The organism is Ezakiella peruensis (assembly GCF_900215725.1).
In the GTDB taxonomy this organism is placed as follows: Bacteria; Bacillota; Clostridia; order Tissierellales; family Peptoniphilaceae; genus Ezakiella; species Ezakiella peruensis.
The window spans coordinates 303301-320746 of the sequence record NZ_LT962469.1; the positions used below are offsets into that span (position 1 = coordinate 303301).

19 protein-coding genes are annotated in these 17446 nt (G+C 36.6%); 17 read left to right on the forward strand and 2 right to left on the reverse strand.

Annotated features, from left to right (window positions below):
• The first annotated feature begins 28 nt into the window (after window positions 1–28).
• The 4 genes from CUU59_RS01505 (at window position 29) to CUU59_RS01520 (ending at window position 2084) form a co-directional block, all read left to right on the forward strand.
• On the forward strand, window positions 29–565 hold the full coding sequence (locus CUU59_RS01505) for a TIGR01440 family protein (protein WP_099950253.1): 537 nt from the start codon (window positions 29–31) through the stop codon (window positions 563–565).
• A gap of 11 nt (window positions 566–576) precedes the next feature.
• On the forward strand, window positions 577–1047 hold the full coding sequence (locus CUU59_RS01510) for a glutathione peroxidase (RefSeq protein ID WP_099950254.1): 471 nt from the start codon (window positions 577–579) through the stop codon (window positions 1045–1047).
• Between the two features lie 97 nt (window positions 1048–1144).
• Window positions 1145–1435 carry a metalloregulator ArsR/SmtB family transcription factor gene (locus tag CUU59_RS01515; protein ID WP_245870534.1) on the forward strand — a complete coding sequence of 97 codons (291 nt, stop codon included), beginning with the start codon at window positions 1145–1147 and terminating at the stop codon, window positions 1433–1435.
• Complete coding sequence (locus CUU59_RS01520; RefSeq protein ID WP_099950255.1) at window positions 1416–2084, forward strand: SdpI family protein; 669 nt, start codon at window positions 1416–1418, stop codon at window positions 2082–2084. Before CUU59_RS01515 ends, CUU59_RS01520 begins: the two co-directional genes overlap by 20 nt.
• A 49-nt stretch (window positions 2085–2133) precedes the next feature.
• Here the strand turns inward: CUU59_RS01520 and CUU59_RS01525 are convergent, their stop codons facing one another.
• Entirely contained in the window at window positions 2134–2658 is a 525-nt protein-coding gene (locus CUU59_RS01525; RefSeq protein WP_099950256.1) for a flavodoxin family protein, read from the reverse strand.
• 175 nt (window positions 2659–2833) lie between these two features.
• On the opposite strand from CUU59_RS01525, the gene CUU59_RS01530 reads away from it, so the two are divergent.
• The 8 genes from CUU59_RS01530 to CUU59_RS01570 all read left to right on the forward strand — a co-directional run bounded on the left by CUU59_RS01530 (window position 2834) and on the right by CUU59_RS01570 (window position 11660).
• Window positions 2834–3505 carry a TetR/AcrR family transcriptional regulator gene (locus CUU59_RS01530; protein WP_099950257.1) on the forward strand — a complete coding sequence of 224 codons (672 nt, stop codon included), beginning with the start codon at window positions 2834–2836 and terminating at the stop codon, window positions 3503–3505.
• Window positions 3506–4061: 556 nt separating this feature from the next.
• Window positions 4062–4343, forward strand: coding sequence for a co-chaperone GroES (locus CUU59_RS01535; RefSeq protein WP_099950258.1), 282 nt, complete (start codon window positions 4062–4064; stop codon window positions 4341–4343).
• A gap of 17 nt (window positions 4344–4360) precedes the next feature.
• Window positions 4361–5998 (forward strand): chaperonin GroEL, encoded by a 1638-nt coding sequence (gene groL, locus CUU59_RS01540; protein ID WP_099950259.1) that lies wholly within the window; start codon window positions 4361–4363, stop codon window positions 5996–5998.
• 788 nt (window positions 5999–6786) lie between these two features.
• Window positions 6787–7482, forward strand: a complete 696-nt coding sequence (locus CUU59_RS01550; RefSeq protein WP_099950261.1) for a hypothetical protein — start codon at window positions 6787–6789, stop codon at window positions 7480–7482.
• 49 nt (window positions 7483–7531) lie between these two features.
• Window positions 7532–8590, forward strand: coding sequence for a hypothetical protein (locus CUU59_RS01555; RefSeq protein ID WP_099950262.1), 1059 nt, complete (start codon window positions 7532–7534; stop codon window positions 8588–8590).
• A 1-nt stretch (window position 8591) separates the two neighbouring features.
• A complete protein-coding gene (locus CUU59_RS01560) occupies window positions 8592–9236 on the forward strand; it encodes a hypothetical protein (RefSeq protein ID WP_099950263.1) in 645 nt (214 codons plus the stop codon).
• Window positions 9237–9339: 103 nt separating this feature from the next.
• Window positions 9340–11469, forward strand: coding sequence for a heavy metal translocating P-type ATPase (locus CUU59_RS01565; protein WP_099950264.1), 2130 nt, complete (start codon window positions 9340–9342; stop codon window positions 11467–11469).
• On the forward strand, window positions 11469–11660 hold the full coding sequence (locus tag CUU59_RS01570) for a heavy-metal-associated domain-containing protein (RefSeq protein ID WP_075573972.1): 192 nt from the start codon (window positions 11469–11471) through the stop codon (window positions 11658–11660). Before CUU59_RS01565 ends, CUU59_RS01570 begins: the two co-directional genes overlap by 1 nt.
• 83 nt (window positions 11661–11743) lie before the next feature.
• Here CUU59_RS01570 and CUU59_RS08295 read toward each other — a convergent pair whose 3' ends face one another.
• On the reverse strand, window positions 11744–11866 hold the full coding sequence (locus tag CUU59_RS08295; RefSeq protein ID WP_269457840.1) for a hypothetical protein: 123 nt from the start codon (window positions 11864–11866) through the stop codon (window positions 11744–11746).
• Window positions 11867–12290: 424 nt separating this feature from the next.
• On the opposite strand from CUU59_RS08295, the gene rpsL reads away from it, so the two are divergent.
• The 5 genes from rpsL to tuf all read left to right on the forward strand — a co-directional run bounded on the left by rpsL (window position 12291) and on the right by tuf (window position 16812).
• Window positions 12291–12701 carry a 30S ribosomal protein S12 gene (gene rpsL, locus CUU59_RS01575; RefSeq protein ID WP_099950265.1) on the forward strand — a complete coding sequence of 137 codons (411 nt, stop codon included), beginning with the start codon at window positions 12291–12293 and terminating at the stop codon, window positions 12699–12701.
• A 112-nt stretch (window positions 12702–12813) separates the two neighbouring features.
• Window positions 12814–13284 (forward strand): 30S ribosomal protein S7, encoded by a 471-nt coding sequence (rpsG, locus tag CUU59_RS01580; protein WP_099950266.1) that lies wholly within the window; start codon window positions 12814–12816, stop codon window positions 13282–13284.
• Between the two features lie 18 nt (window positions 13285–13302).
• Window positions 13303–15369: an elongation factor G gene (gene fusA, locus CUU59_RS01585; protein WP_099950267.1), complete on the forward strand. Its 2067-nt coding sequence runs from the start codon at window positions 13303–13305 to the stop codon at window positions 15367–15369.
• A 23-nt stretch (window positions 15370–15392) separates the two neighbouring features.
• Window positions 15393–15638: a GTP-binding protein gene (locus CUU59_RS01590; protein ID WP_425432802.1), complete on the forward strand. Its 246-nt coding sequence runs from the start codon at window positions 15393–15395 to the stop codon at window positions 15636–15638.
• Window positions 15619–16812 carry an elongation factor Tu gene (gene tuf / locus CUU59_RS01595; protein ID WP_099950268.1) on the forward strand — a complete coding sequence of 398 codons (1194 nt, stop codon included), beginning with the start codon at window positions 15619–15621 and terminating at the stop codon, window positions 16810–16812. The genes CUU59_RS01590 and tuf overlap by 20 nt, the downstream gene beginning before the upstream one ends.
• Window positions 16813–17446 lie beyond the last annotated feature (634 nt).

A 17446-nucleotide genomic window follows, 5' to 3' on the forward strand; every position in this document is an offset into this window, starting at 1 on the left:
TGGGTATGTAGGTATTAGAGGTGATTTTATGGAGAATTACAAGGATATTTTAAAAAATATTTTGGAAGAATATCAGGCCCAGGCTCAATTAAAGGCAGGGGAGATTTTTGTTATCGGTTGCTCAACAAGCGAGGTTGTGGGTGGCAAGATTGGCAAGAATTCTTCCATGGATGTGGCTGAAGATTTTATTCATGTGTTTTTAGATTTTGCTCATCAATATAATTTGTTTTTGGCCTTCCAAGGCTGCGAGCATATCAATAGGTCCTTAGTGGTAAGTAGGCCTTGCATGGAAAAATATAACTTAGAAGAAGTCAGCGTTGTACCAAAAATTCACGCTGGCGGGTCCATGGCAACTGTAGCTTATGAAAAAATATCTGACCCAGTCATGGTTGAGACTATTCAGGCCCACGGCGGCATTGATATTGGCGATACCTTTATCGGCATGCACATAAAGTCTGTTGGCGTTCCGGTCAGGGTTAGTGCAAATAAAATTGGCTCTGCCCATGTGACTTTGATTAGGAGAAGGCAAAAATTAATTGGCGGACAAAGGGCTGAATATAAATAAGGAGGAATATAATGATTTATGATTTTGTAGTTAAAGATAATGAAGGAAATGATGTTAAGCTAGACAAGTACAAGGGAAAGGTTTTATTAATTGTAAACACCGCGACCAAGTGTGGCTTTACTCCCCAATACGAGGGCTTGCAAAAACTTTATGAAGAATACAAGGACCAAGGTTTTGAAATTTTAGACTTCCCTTGCAATCAATTTGGCCACCAGGCTCCAGAAGACGACGCAGGCATCCAAGGTTTTTGTTCTCTGAATTATGGGACGACCTTTGATCGCTTTGCAAAGATCGATGTAAATGGCGAAAATGAAGAGCCTTTATATAGGTATTTGAAAGACCAAGCTGGCGGAGTCTTAGGCGATGATATCAAATGGAATTTCACAAAATTTTTAGTAGACAGAGAAGGAAATGTCGTAAAGAGATACGCCTCTCAAAAAACTCCAAGGAAAATTGGAGAGGAGATAGAAAAACTCTTATAAAATATTTTATTTTTCCCACATTTTTTGTGGGTTTTTTATTGCGAAAATTTTTTGTAAGTGCTATAATCTATTTAAAGAAAATTTTAAATAGATAGGGGTGGGGAAAATTATTTCAGATGTACTGGCATGTTTGGCCGATGACAATAGGAGAAAGATAATCGAGACTTTAAAGCGCGGAAAAATTTCTTCAGGCGACTTGGCGGACGAAGTTGGCATGAGTCCCCAGGCCCTGTCTTATCATCTGGCAAAACTAAAAAGGGCAGACTTAATTTACGAGACCAAGTATAAAAATTTTATTTATTATGAACTTGACCTTAGTATTTTGGACGAAGTATTAGTTTGGATTTCAAATTTGAAAGGAGACGACAATGAGAAAAAAATGGATTAAAATTTTGACCTTTTTGCCACTTATTTTGGCAATCATAGCTGTGGGCTTTATGGATAAAAAAATTCCCATCCACTATGATACTGCTGGCAGTGTGGATAGGTGGGGGAGTCGCTATGAAATATTTATTTTACCACTTGCAACTTTTCTGATGTCTGGATTTTTATTGTGGATGCAAAAGTTTGCCGCCAAGCAAGAGGACTATGGTGACAACAACGAAAAATATATAGACTTAACCATTATTGCTTGCCTGATAATTTTTAATGTAATAAATATTCTTATTATATATGGGGGATTGGTAAAATTAGAAAGTTTAAATCTCAAATCTTTTAGTGTCTTGCGTCTTATCATTGCCTTGAGCGGTGCCTTATTTATAGTTCTGGGCAACAAGCTGCCAAAGGTAAAAAGAAATTCCTTGGTGGGACTTAGGACCAAATGGTCAATGGCAAATGATTTGGTGTGGAAAAAATCACAGAAATTTGCAGGGGTCGTTTTTATAATAATCGGTCTAATATCCATATTAGTATCAATGCTTGCAAATACTAAGAGTCTCTTGATATATTATCTGGCCTTTATTATTTTATCGGTTATTGTAATGGTTATTGGATCTTATGTAATTTATAAAAAAACTGAGAAGATTAAAAACAAGTAAAATAAAAACACAGTTTCTCATGACAAATCAAGAAGCTGTGTTTTATTTTTTATTTTATATTGTAAGTCCGGCTGACAATCTTTCTAAAAAGTTTGCGGGCGGCTGTAAAGTCCTCTTCGTTTGGATGTTGCTGGCCAATATTTCTGGCAAGTGTCTGTATGGGAGTTGGATAACGGGGATGGCTGGGTGGACGTGAATTAATTTCATCCAGCTTTTCCTTGGGGATTCCTCCCTGGCAAATAAAAGTCCCAATTACATGATTGGATTCATCAATGACTTCTCCGGCACGGTAAAAAACTCGGGAGGCCTGCATTGAATATGGATAGGCGCCCAGGGTTGCAAAGAGTCCTATATTGCAGTTTCTAATTGATTTTAAAAAGTCCATGGCTTCTTCGTTTGGATAGCCCTTGTCCACCCAAAAGCCAGCAAATACATAGTCATAATTTTCTAACTTGTAGTTTTTCACCTGGTCCATGGGGATTATGGTCGCATAATCTTTGAATTCATCATATATTGCTTCGGCGACAGCTTTTGTATTGCCAGTTTGGCTGGAATAAATTACAAGAATTTTCATAATATCCTCCTAAAATTATTTTAGCAAATAGAATAATTATTGTCAAAGCAATATTTTTTATAAAAACTTGACAAAATATTACCTTTTATGTAAAATATGTTTAAAGTTATTTGGAATTGGAAAATATATTTATTTTAATTCGATTTACTTAGTGATAATTCAAAAGGAGAATGAAATGGCAAATATCGATTTTAACAAAAAGCATTTAAGTCCTCATAGGAGGAAAATGATCAAGACCTTTGTGGACTGCACCAGAAATATAATTAAAGAAGATGGTGTAAGAGGAGTTACTATCAAGAAAATTTCCGACACAACAGAACTCAACACCGCAACTATTTACAATTATTTTGAAAACATTGACCACCTCATGTATTTTGCAGTTATGGATGCAATGGATGATTATTTGGCAGACCTGTCTAATTATGTCAAAGAAGGGGATGATCCGCTCTTTGTTTATAAGCAAGTATGGATTTGCTTTGCCAAGAATGCTTTCAAAAAGCCTTATGAGTATTTAGAAATCTTTTTCTCAGATATAGCTCAAGAAAAAGATTATTATCTATACCAATACTACAAGGCTTTCCCAATTGAAAATGACGGCTATCCAGCTTATCTAGACAAGGTGCTTATGGCACCAAATTTGATAGAGAGAACCAGACTCCTAAGTGAAGTCTGCTTAAATGTTGGCTACTTCAATGAAGAGGGAGTTGAAAAGGCCAATTGGATGCTCTACTATATATTTGAAGGCATGCTAAGACGTGTCCAAACCAAGGACTTGGATGCAGATCAAGCTGCAGAAGAATTTACAGACTATGTTGAAATAGTAGTTGAAAGATTAAGGATGAAATAATTCGAAAGATAAATATAATACATGCTGGCCTAACCAGTAAAAATGGATCCAAGTGGGTCCGTTTTTTATTTTGTAGAAAAACAGCTTTGCAAATTTGTTGGCATTTTACAATTAAAGTGAACTCATATATTTAAGAAAAACTGTTTTGCAATTTTACTTGCAGCCTACTCTTAAATTGGAATTTAATTTTATATATAAAAGAGATTTATAAAAACATTTGTATTTTATAAATTAAATGAGTTTTTATTTTGTAGGAGAATAGATTTGTAAGTTCATTTTACTTTTACAATTAAAAAGGAATTTTTATTTTAAAGTATAATAGATTTGAAAATCCATTGTTATCCTATAATTGAATTTCATAATTGAAGTGGAATTTTAATTTTAAATAAAGCAGACAATGGAAACTTTTAAAGAAAATAAAAGTCAAAGGAAATTAGTATTTAAAAAATATTTCTAATAACTTGATTAATTTCTATTACTTAGGGTATAATAAAAAATAGAGTTAGCACTCACCAGACTAGGTTGCTAATAAATTTGTTTATATTAGGAGGTATTTATGAATATTAAACCATTAGGAGATAGGCTCCTTATTGAAAAAGTAGAAGCAGAACAAACTACAAAATCAGGAATCGTTCTGCCACAAAGTGCTCAAGAACAACCAAGCATTGCAGTCGTTAGAGCTATTAGCGGTGAATTACAACAAGACGACAGACGCAAAGACCTTGTAAAAGTTGGAGACAAAGTTATTTTTTCTAAGTACTCGGGCACAGAGATTAAGGACGGAGACAAAGAATACTTATTAGTTAAATGGATAGACGTTTTAGGCGTTATAGAATAAGATAGGGGGAATTATTAATGGCAAAAGATATTTTACATGGTAGCGATGCCAGAAAGGCTATGGAAGCTGGCATAAACAAACTTGCAGATACAGTTAAGGTAACACTTGGACCTAAGGGCAGAAATGTTGTCCTAGAAAGACCTTATGGGTCACCACTAATCACAAATGACGGCGTTTCAATCGCTCGTGAAATCGAACTCGAAGATAAGACAGAAAACATGGGTGCTCAACTTCTTCGTGAAGTTGCAACCAAGACCAACGATGTAGCAGGGGACGGTACAACAACAGCTACAATTTTGGCTCAAGCAATTGTCAAAGAAGGTTTAAAAAACTTGGCTGCTGGATCCAATCCAATGATCCTACAAAAGGGAATCAGAAGAGCAGTTGATCAAACAGTTGAAAGTTTAAAGAACGCTTCAGTTAAAATTGATGATAAGGCTTCAATTGCAAACGTTGCCAGCATTTCAGCAGGCGATAAGGAAATTGGCGCTCTAATTTCTGACGCTATGGAAAAAGTTGGCAAGGACGGCGTTATTACAGTTGAAGAATCAAAGAGCATGGGCACAACCTTAGATGTTGTTGAAGGTATGCAATTTGATCGCGGCTATGTATCAAGCTATATGGTTACAGATTCAGAAAAAATGATAGCTGAACTCGACAATCCATATATCTTAATTACAGATAAAAAGATTACCAGCATTCAAGATATCCTACCACTTCTAGAACAAATCGTTCAAAGCTCTAGACCACTCTTAATTATTGCTGAAGACATCGAAGGCGAAGCAATGGCAACTCTTGTTGTAAACAAATTAAGAGGAACATTCAACTGTGTTGCAGTTAAGGCTCCTGGCTTTGGCGACAGAAGAAAAGACATGCTCCAAGACATTGCAGTTTTAACAGGTGCAACAGTTGTTTCAACTGATTTAGGTTACGAACTAAAAGATACCACAGTCGATATGCTAGGTACTTGCCAAAAGGTAAATGTAGAAAAAGAAAATACAATTATCGTTAAAGGTGCAGGAGACGAATCAAAGGTTAACGACAGAATCAAACAACTCCGCGCCCAATACGAAGAATCAGATTCAGATTTCGACAAGGAAAAACTTCAAGAAAGACTAGCCAAACTTGCAGGAGGCGTAGCCGTTATCCAAGTTGGTGCAGCCACAGAAACTGAATTAAAAGAAAAGAAATTGAGAATCGAAGATGCACTTGCAGCTACACGCGCAGCTGTTGAAGAAGGCATCGTATCAGGCGGCGGTGTTGCATTACTTGACACAATCGAAGATGTTCGTCCACTCCTAAACGAAGTTGAAGGCGACGAAAAAACAGGTGTTGCAATCGTTCTAAGAGCCCTTGAAGAACCACTTCGTCAAATTGCAGAAAACGCAGGCAGAGAAGGCTCAGTAATTGTAGAAAAAGTTATGCATTCAAAACGCGGCGAAGGTTACGATGCTCTAAACAACGAATTCGTAAACATGATCGAAGCTGGCATCGTAGACCCAACCAAGGTCACCCGTTCAGCCCTACAAAACGCAGCCTCAGTTGCATCCATGATCCTCACCACAGAAGCAACAGTTGCTGACCTGCCAAGCAAGGAAGATCCAATGGCAGGAATGGGGGGAGCAGGGGGAGGCATGCCCATGGGCATGATGTAGGAATTTAGCGTTAATTTGCGGTTAATTTCGCGACATTTTCGTGAAAAAATTTTTTAGTCCTCGATGTACACTTGAGTACACCTGCGTCCTAAAAAATTTATTTCGCTTCGAATCTCATCGAAATTTCCTCGCAAATTAAGTGCCTTCTTTTGAATAGAGGAAATAAAGATCGACATGTACATTCATGTCGATTTTTTATTGCACTGAGACCATCTCATTCGCAAAATTAAATATAGCAAACGGGTATGCATTAGAACGATTGTAGGGTCAACTTGCAGCCCTGCCCAAGAGAGCGAGCGACAACGATGCTCGATTGGTATGCAGCGACTCACGCAACTTGTTGCCCAATAAAACAAAATTTTAGGTAGCGTCCGATTTATTTCGGACAAAAAATTTTGTTTGATTGGGTACAACAATCTGAGGAGAATGTGGCACGGAAAATGTTGATTGCTATTTATAGGAATGAGACATTTTTTATAACACAAGAATTTTTAGTCGATGTGCTTATGCATATCGGCTTTTTTGTTGCGGAGTGCGCCGAGCTCACCTCGCTCACAAAATTCATGCATGTTGAGATGTTTATAAATTTAGCTTGTATTATTCTTATAAAAAATAATTTTTAAAATTAACGATATAAGAAAAATTTAATATAGATTTTAATTTAAAAATTATATATAAAACTTTAAAATAATTATATAAAAATAATTTGAGTTGACAAATTTATAATTATATGTTATATTATAATAAACACAATGGGAATAAAGTAAATAAAAGATTGGAGGATAATTATGAAAAAAATAGCAAAAATTACAAAGACAATAGGAGTTAGTTTACTTATTATTTTAGTTCTACCTCTATTTGCATACGCTGAAAAATACGACACTGATGTCTACAAATATTCTCAAATAGAGATAGAGCAAATTAAAGTTGAAAGAAATTACAAATTACAGAAGATTGAGCAGGAAGTTAAACCTTATGGATCTGATATTGATATGTATGCTCGCGTTAATGTGCCATGTTTCACTCAAATAGAAACATATTATTGTGGACCAGCTGTTGTAAAGCAGACTATGGAAAGTGTTGTTGGAAGAAGTGAAAGTCAGGATTATTATGCTAGAAAGATAGGCACAACAACGGATGGTTCAAGTTTTTCTGACATAGCCTCGTACTTAAGAGACAATGCAAGAAATTCTTTTCCTGATTATGTATACGAGGAAATAGGTAGCTATCTTTATTGGGTTGAGAGTATACATTATTGTTTGGATAGAAAACGCAAGCCACCTGTATTAGATGTATATGGATTTGCACCAGATTCAACAGGTCATTATATAAATATTGATATAATTGATATCAGACACAATAGGCATGATATTAGAGTTGTAGATCCTAACTACGACAGAAGATATGGTGGTTATGTTTGGTATGATGCACATGAGGTATATGAAAAGAATAAGCAACATATGTTAAGTAGCGCTTTATGGTAATTGATTAATATGGACTTTAATTTTTGTTGCGAATATTAAGGGATGGACGATGAGAAAAAGATTTTTGGGTTTTGTATTAGTTTCTTTATTTGCTTTGGGCTTAATGAATTTAACGTTTGCAAAATCAATGAATGGAGTTTTGAAGACGAGAGTCTATGATGCTCAGCCGATAGCTAGTACGGATGATTCTGTTTATTTTGAAATATTTTATTATAATTTACTATTAGGTAGTAATAAGTCTGATTCTTATTTAGCGCCTAGGGTAGTTAAATATGATTTAAGAAATAAAACCGATAGTGAAATATTTAAACTCAAAGATGGAGAGCGGGTTTTAGAATTTATTTCAAGTGAGGATAAAGAGGTCATATTAACTTATGATGCTGGAAAAACAGTTACTATCTATATTAGAGAGAATAATAAAATTGTAAAAATGAAAAAATTATTTAAATCATCGATCAGGCCTTATACTTTTACAAAGGATGAACAAATTTATCTGGCTTATGAAGAAGTTAATAAATCTCGAGAAATTGTTACAAAACTTATATCAGTTGATACAAATGGTCACATAAATTTAATTAAGGAATGTAAAATGTCGGAGTATAATCAATTGTATAGAGGAGATTATATGTCAGTTCTTGGAGGGAGCGGTGAGAGTCTTTTTGCTTGTATAATTAATTTAGATGATGGGAATTTTGAAGGACTAAATGTGACTAGTACATTATATGAGTTGACTAATGAAAATAAGTTAGAAACAACTGGAGTAAAATATGATTTTTTGCTTCAATCCATCACTGGCAATGATAATTATCTTATTGTCAATGAGTACAATAAGGAAGATCCTTATGCGATTACTTCAAATGTATTTGATAGAAATAAAAAGAAAAATTTTAAGATTGAGAATCAGATTAACAAATATTCAATAAAAGAAATGTTTGTTAAAGATGACAAACTGCTGGTCCGTTCGGATAAAATATATTTGTACAACCTGAATAATAGAAGTTTTGATGTATTGGATACAGAGTATTTTACCGAAAAGAAGATTTTAAAGAATGGTTATTTATATTTTTTCAATCCTGTAAATTCAATTTTTGAGATTAGGAGTATGTGATATGACTAAAAATTTTATAAAAATTATGGCCATATTATGCGCGCTTTTATTTATTTTTGCTTGCAAGGTTGAAGATACTTCTATAAAGACTGTGGATGATGACTTAGTAACAAGTGAAGATGTATATAAGGAGAACATTGACAATTTGTCCTTTGAAAAAGAAGAATATAGGCAGTTATTTATCGAAGCAAGTGATGAATTACAAAAAAGTAGGAATGTATTAGGATTATACAAAAACATTTTGAATGTAGTTGATATAGATGAATACAAAGAAGAAGTAAGAAAAAATATATATAATTTTAATTTCTCGGTTGGAGAAGCGGTTTTAAAGCAAAACAATGTATTTGATAAAAGAAGAGAAGAGAGAATTTTTTTATCATATAATCTCTTAAGTGATGAAATAAAAGAAGAATATAAAAACATTTTCAATGAAAGCCTAGCAAACTTTGTTTTTGAAGATATGATAAAAATTGAAACAAAAAACTCCTATACAGTATCTAATTATATTATAGGTGATACAGTTGTATATAGGATAGATTTTTCATCAGATGATAATCTTAATGATATTAGAATTGTCTTTGACGATTCCTTTCTAAAGATTTCAGATTTTGATTTTGAATTTATTGATATAAATTATAAGAATTAAAATACAGAAAGATTTTAGTCGACGTATTGATTTACGTCGGCTTTTTTATTGTGTGTATTATTAAATATAGTTAATCTTGGGTAACTAGTAATTAGGTGATTTAATGGAAAAATATTTTATAATTGAAGGAATGCATTGTGCATCCTGTGTTAACAGAATAGAGAAGGTTGTTGGGAGGATAGATGGAGTTGACGAGGTTAATGTCAACTTGTCCTTGGCCAAGATGCGGGTGGTCTATGATGAAAATAAGACTTCGGCTAGGGCCATTTGCCAAGCCGTAAATGGGATTGGCTTTAAGGCGACTGTTGAGGAGACAAGAGATCCGGCCAGAGACCAGGAGAGAAAAATAAAAGAGTACAGGGATTACAAGAGGCGGTTTATTATTTCTGCTATTTTTTCCTTGCCTTTATTTTTGGTTATGTTTTTTCACATGGCGGACGTCCATGTATTTTTTGGCGAACCCATTTGGCAATTTGCTCTGGCGACTGTAGTTCAAATTTACATTGGATGGATTTTTTACCGGGGCGCATATCTTAGCATCAAGGGCGGGGCCATGAACATGGATGTACTGGTTGCCTTGGGCACGAGTGCGGCTTATCTATACAGTATTTACAATTGGATAGTTGGCGACCCCCATCTTTATTTTGAAAGTTCAGCTATGATTATAACTTTGGTTCTGCTTGGCAAGACTATGGAGTCGCGGGCCAAGGGCAAGACCAGCGAGGCCTTGTACAAGCTAATTGATTTGGCGCCAAAGAAGGCGACTTTAATAATCGATGGAGAGTATGTAGAAATTCCTGCAGACGATTTAAAAATCGGCGATCAAGTTTTAATTAAGGCAGGGGAAAGTGTTTCTTGCGATGGTATTATCATTAGCGGAGAGACGTCCATAGATGAATCCATGCTTACTGGTGAACCTATCCCCGTTGACAAGGAGGCGGACGACAGGATTTATGCAGGGACTATTAATGGGGCGGGCACTATTGTAGCTCAGGTTACAAAAAATCCTGGTGAAACGGGCCTGGCCAAAATTATTTCTATGGTTGAGGAGGCCAACAATAAAAAAGCACCCGTTCAAAGGGTGGTAGATAAGGTTTCATCAATCTTCGTTCCAGCGGTTTTAATCATTGCCCTGGTGACTTTTGCAGGTCATATGATTTTTGGAGGAGATTTTAGACAGGCTTTAATCGCTGCGGTTTCGGTTTTAGTTATAGCTTGTCCATGTGCACTCGGTCTTGCAACACCGACTGCAATTATGGTTGGGACTGGTAAGGCTGCTAGTGAAGGAATTTTAATCCGAGATCCTGAGGCTTTGGAAAATGCCCACAAAATTCAAGTTGTAGCTCTGGATAAGACAGGGACCATTACCGAGGGTCGGCCGATTGTAAATGAAATTATAAATGTTTCTGGCAATGAAGAGGATAATTTGGATATAATTTACTCTATGGAAAAGCAAAGTGACCATCCAATTGCCAAGGCCATAGTAGACCATTTGTCTGGCAGAAAAATAATTGAAGGTAAAGTTACAAATCTAAGCGGTCGTGGCATTAAATTTGAAACTCATGACCAAGAATATATAGCTGGATCTTTTAAACACTTGAGGGAAAGTGGAATTAATTTAGATTCTGTTATAAATTTGCTGGACATGGGTAAAACTTATGTGGGACTTGTAAGTGGAGATGAATTACTCATGGCCATCTCACTTGAAGACAAATTAAAGGCTGATGCAATAGAATCCATCAAAGCCCTCCACGAATTGGGCTTGGAGGTTATGATGCTAACTGGAGACAGCCAGTCATCAGCAAAATTAATTGCTGACCAAACGGGTATTGACGATTATCGGGCAGAGATTTTACCTCAGGATAAATTAAATATCATAAACGACTTAAAGAAAATAAAGAAAGTTGGCATGGTTGGTGATGGCATTAACGACGCGCCTGCTTTGGCAGCAGCGGACATAGGCTTTGCCATGGGCACGGGCACGGACATAGCCATTGAATCAGGAGATATAACCTTGGTCGGTGGGGACTTAAAACAAGTTCACCGGGCCATTGACATTTCAAACAAGACTATAAGGACCATAAAACAAAATCTGTTTTGGGCCTTTATATATAATATAATAGGAATACCGATAGCGGCACTGGGATTTTTAAATCCAATGGTGGGTTCACTCGCCATGGCCTTCTCATCGGTAAGTGTAGTAACAAACAGTTTAAGACTAAGGAGGAAATAATGGAAAGAATTAATATCAAGGGAATGACATGTGAAAATTGTGTAAAGTCAGTTAAGGAAGCTATGGAAAAAATTCCTGGCATCAAAAACGTAATCGTAAACCTAGAAGAAGGTTTTGCAGAATACGAAGGACTTATCCCAAAGAACTTGGTAGAAAAAGCAATCGAAGCCATTGGCTTTGATGTAAAATAAGTTTTTAAAAAATTAATCTAAAGAAAACAAAAGCTAGCTTACAAATCGTAAGCTAGCTTTTGCTAAAAAAAGAAAGAAAATGATTAGTCCTCTTTTACATATTTATAAATTTTCCACAAGAGGAAAATTTGAATTAAATCCGGTAGGATCCTAAATACAAATAGTGATAAGAAATTGTACAATCTCATTTGACTTAAGCCGTCCATATTAAAGCCTCCTCATCTTTTTCTCTTTGAGCTCTTTTAAGATCATCCACAAAAGGCCAATCTTGGCAAGAGCAAGTGCAAATTGAAGTAAGTTTGCCCACAATAATTTCTCCATAGAGCCTCCTTGAATGTTTGATAATACTAAAAGGATTTTAATATTAAACTGCCATTACTTATCAACGTTATTATACCACGTTTAATTTTAAAATGCAATTATTTATTTGTTTTTTATAGTAAAGCAAAATTTATTTTATTTTTAAATTTGACATTTTAAATTTATCTGCTATAATTTATTTGTAATTTAACAGGACTTTAAACTTTGTCGGGCGTTAAAAAGCTTGACTTTTTTTGTTGGTCGTGTTATTATTATGGGTGTGCTTGTAAAGATGAGCGCACTATAGATAAAAGGAAAAGGAGGATGAATATGCCAACAATTAATCAATTAATTAAACAAGGCAGAAAGAAAGTTGTTAAGAAATCTAAGACACCAGCTCTTGGATATAACTTCAACACTCTTCAAAAGAGAAACACACCAGTAAACTCACCACAAAAACGTGGAGTTTGTGTTGCTGTAAGAACTGTTACACCTAAAAAACCTAACTCAGCTTTGAGAAAAGTTGCTCGTGTACGTTTGACAAACGGTGCAGAAGTTCTAGCATACATTCCTGGTATTGGACACAACCTTCAAGAACACTCTGTTGTTCTATTAAGAGGAGGCCGTGTTAGGGACTTACCTGGTGTACGTTATCACGTTGTACGTGGTTCTCTAGACGCATCTGGCGTTGACAAGAGAAAACAAGGCCGTTCAAAATACGGTGCAAAAAAAGGCAAATAATATAAGATAATTTAGCGAAAACTCATATCCTTTTATCATGTGGGATGTGAGCTTGGACACACGCAAAAAATGCGAGTACCAATGAATTAATTAATGTTAAGGAGGGAAGAGAATGTCAAGAAAAGGTCACATTCCTAAAAGAGAAGTACTACCAGATCCAATTTATGATGATGTGGTGGTAACAAAATTAATTAACAACATCATGCTTGACGGTAAAAAGGGTATTGCCCAAGAAATCGTCTACGGAGCATTTGAATATGTTGGAGAAAAAACAGGTGAAGATCCTCTAGAAGTATTTCACAAGGCATTAAACAACATTATGCCAGTTCTAGAGGTTAAGGCAAGAAGAATCGGTGGGGCAAACTACCTTGTACCGATGGAAGTTAGACCTGAAAGAAGACAAACACTAGGATTAAGATGGTTAACAGTTTTCTCAAGGAAGAGAAGCGAAAGAACTATGGTTGAAAGACTAGCAAAAGAAATCCTAGATGCTACAAATAACCAAGGTGGATCTGTCAAAAAACGTGACGAAATGCACAAAATGGCAGAAGCTAACAAGGCATTTGCAAGCTATAGATACTAATTATAATAAGGAGGCAAGATGGCGGTTACACCATTAGAAAAGCTTAGAAATATCGGAATTATGGCCCACATCGACGCAGGTAAAACAACCACTACGGAAAGAATTTTGTTCTACACTGGTAAGATTCACAAGATTGGTGAAACTCACGAAGGTGCAGCTCAAATGGACTGGATGGCTCAAGAGCAAGAAAGAGGTATCACAATTACCTCAGCTGCTACAACAGCTTTTTGGCACGATTATCAATTAAACATAATCGATACCCCAGGCCACGTCGACTTCACAGTTGAAGTAGAACGTTCACTTCGTATCCTAGACGGTGCCGTTGCACTATTCTGTGCAAAGGGTGGTGTTGAACCTCAAAGTGAAACTGTATGGCGCCAAGCTGATAAATATAAAGTTCCAAGAATTGCATTCGTAAACAAAATGGACAGAACGGGTGCAGACTTCTTCCGTGCAATCAGAATGATGAAGGAAAGACTTGGAGCAAACCCAGTTCCGATTCAATTACCAATCGGTAAAGAAGATTACTTCAAGGGCATTGTAGACTTAGTTAGAATGAAAGCTGAAGTTTACTACGATGACCTTGGTAACGATATAAGAGAAGAAGAAATTCCAGAAGATCTAAGAGATCTAGCTGATGAATACAGAGAAAAATTACTAGAAGCAATTTCAGACTACGATGATGAAATCATGATGATGTTCCTAGAAGGAGAAGAAATTCCTGAAGACAAAATCGTAGCAGCCCTCAGAAAGGCAACAATTGCTAACTCAATGACACCAGTACTATGCGGATCAGCATATAAGAACAAGGGAGTTCAACCTCTACTTGACGCAATCGTTGCATATATGCCAAGTCCACTAGATGTACCAGCTATTGAAGGTGTTGATAGTGAAGGAAACGAAATTACCAGACACGCAGGCGATGACGATCCACTAAGTGCTCTTGCATTTAAGATTGTTACAGACCCATTTGTAGGTAAGCTCGCTTACTTTAGAATATACTCAGGATCCTTAAAATCAGGATCATATGTTTACAACTCAACCAAGGGCAAGAGAGAAAGAATCGGTAGAATTCTACTCATGCACGCAAACAAACGTGAAGAAGTTGAGGAACTACACGCAGGTGCAATCGGTGCAGCTGTAGGTCTAAAATTCACAACAACAGGGGATACACTCTGTGCTGAAGAAGCACCAGTAATTCTAGAAAACATGGAATTCCCAGAACCAGTTATCTCAGTTGCTATCGAACCAAAGACCAAGGCTTCACAAGAAAAGATGAGTATTGCACTCGTTAAACTTGCAGAAGAAGACCCAACATTTAAGACCTACACAGACCACGAAACAGGTGATACAATTATCGCAGGTATGGGTGAACTTCACCTTGACATCATCGTTGACAGATTATTAAGAGAATTTAAGGTTGAAGCTAACGTTGGTAACCCACAAGTTGCTTACAAAGAATCAATCTCATCCTCAGCAGAAGCTGAAGCAAAATTCGTTCGTCAAACTGGTGGACACGGTCAATACGGACACGTTAAACTCAGAGTTGAACCACAAGAACCAGGAAAGGGCTACGAATTTGTTAACGCAATCGTCGGTGGTGTTATTCCTAAGGAATTCATCGGCAGCGTAGACCAAGGTGTTCAAGAAGCTCTAGAAAGCGGTATTATCGCAGGATACCCAGTGCTAGATGTAAAGGTAACACTATTTGACGGATCCTACCACGATGTTGACTCCTCAGAAATGGCCTTTAAGATTGCTGGTTCAATGGCAATAAAAGATGCTTTACAAAAAGCCAGCCCAACCCTACTTGAACCAATGATGAAGGTTGAAATTACAACTCCAGAGGAATACCTAGGAGATGTAATGGGAGACGTAAACAGTAGACGTGGTAGAATCGACGGCATGGAACTAGAAAATGGATTACAAACAATCCACGGCTTCGTTCCACTAAGCGAAATGTTCGGATACGCAACAAGCTTGCGTTCAAACACACAGGGTCGTGCAAACTACTCAATGGAATTTGACCACTATGAACCAGTTCCAAAGAGCATTGCAGACGAATTAAGTAAAAAAGAAGATTAATATATATTTGGAGGTAATTTATAATGGCAAAAGAAAAATTTGAAAGAACCAAACCGCATGTCAACATCGGTACAATCGGACACGTTGACCACGGTAAAACAACAACAACAGCAGCAATCACACTTGTATTAAACAAGAGATTTGGCTCGGGTGAATTCATCGACTATGCACACATCGACAAAGCACCAGAAGAAAGAGAAAGAGGAATCACAATCTCAACCTCACACGTAGAATACGAAACCGAAAANAATGGCAAAAGAAAAATTTGAAAGAACCAAACCGCATGTCAACATCGGTACAATCGGACACGTTGACCACGGTAAAACAACAACAACAGCAGCAATCACACTTGTATTAAACAAGAGATTTGGCTCGGGTGAATTCATCGACTATGCACACATCGACAAAGCACCAGAAGAAAGAGAAAGAGGAATCACAATCTCAACCTCACACGTAGAATACGAAACCGAAAAAAGACACTACGCACACGTAGACTGTCCAGGCCACGCTGACTACGTAAAGAACATGATCACAGGTGCAGCCCAAATGGACGGCGCAATCCTAATCGTAAGTGCAGCAGACGGACCAATGCCACAAACAAGAGAACACATCCTACTAGCAAGACAAGTAGGCGTACCAAAAATGGTAGTATTCTTAAACAAAGAAGACCAAGTAGACGACCCAGAACTAATCGAACTAGTAGAAATGGAAGTAAGAGAAATGCTCTCAGAATACGACTTCGATGGGGACAACACACCAATCGTAGTAGGATCAGCCCTAAAAGCACTAGAAGATCCAGACGGAGAATGGGGAGATAAAATCGTAAAACTCATGGAAGCAGTAGACGAATGGATTCCAACCCCAGAAAGAGCAACAGACCAACCATTCCTAATGCCAGTAGAAGACGTCTTCACAATCACCGGCCGTGGAACAGTAGCCACAGGAAGAGTAGAAAGAGGAACAGTCAAAGTAGGCGACACAGTAGAACTAGTAGGCCTAACAGACCAACCAAGAGACGTAGTAGTAACAGGCGTAGAAATGTTTAGAAAACTCCTCGACCAAGCAGAAGCAGGAGACAACATCGGTGTACTACTAAGAGGTGTACAAAGAAACGAAATCGAAAGAGGACAAGTCTTAGCAGCACCAAAAACAATCAAAGCCCACACCAAATTCAAGAGTGAAGTATACGTCCTAACCAAAGAAGAAGGCGGAAGACACACACCATTCTTCAACGGCTACAGACCACAATTCTACTTCAGAACCACAGACGTAACAGGAAACATCGAACTAGAAGAAGGCGTAGAAATGGTAATGCCAGGAGACAACGCAAGATTCACAATCGAACTCATCACACCAATCGCTATAGAAAAAGGATTAAAGTTCGCTATTCGTGAAGGTGGAAGAACTGTTGGTGCGGGGGTAGTTACAGAAATTATCGAATAATAAAATTTAGCGTTAAATTTGCGACCTTTGAAGCGGCTTGAATTTATTTGCCTCCTCAATGTGCACTTGAGCACACCTGCGTCGGCAAAAAATTCGTCCACTTCAAATCTCATCAAATTTTCCAGCTAAATTTTGGTAGAGAGATAAATATAAGGCTCACGTTTATACGTGGGTCTTTTTGATACAAAAATTCATCAATTTTATCTAACAAATTGTATGTATAAAAGTATACAGAAGATAATATAAGACTCACGTTCATACGTGGGTCTTTTTTTGATATTATTTTCGCAAAATTTCTGTGACTAGCGCGAATCTCATCCGTTTTTCCTCACAAAATAAGAAAGCAATCACATAATTGTGGTTGCTTTTTTAATGATAAAAATTTTGAATTTAATATTTATTGGTATCAATGGCATTCATTTTATATATGGCTATGCCGTCTGTAGGGGCGACTTTATGTGGCCCGGAAAATACCGAACGTCCCTTGTGGATGTGAGGGATTTTTAACTGAATGCACGCATATTAATAAATGAATTTTAAATGTTGAATATTATTTGCCGTATTTATCCTTGAATTCATTTGTAAATTTTATTTTATTTTAACAATTTTTTATTTTTATTGTTTTATGCTTCGG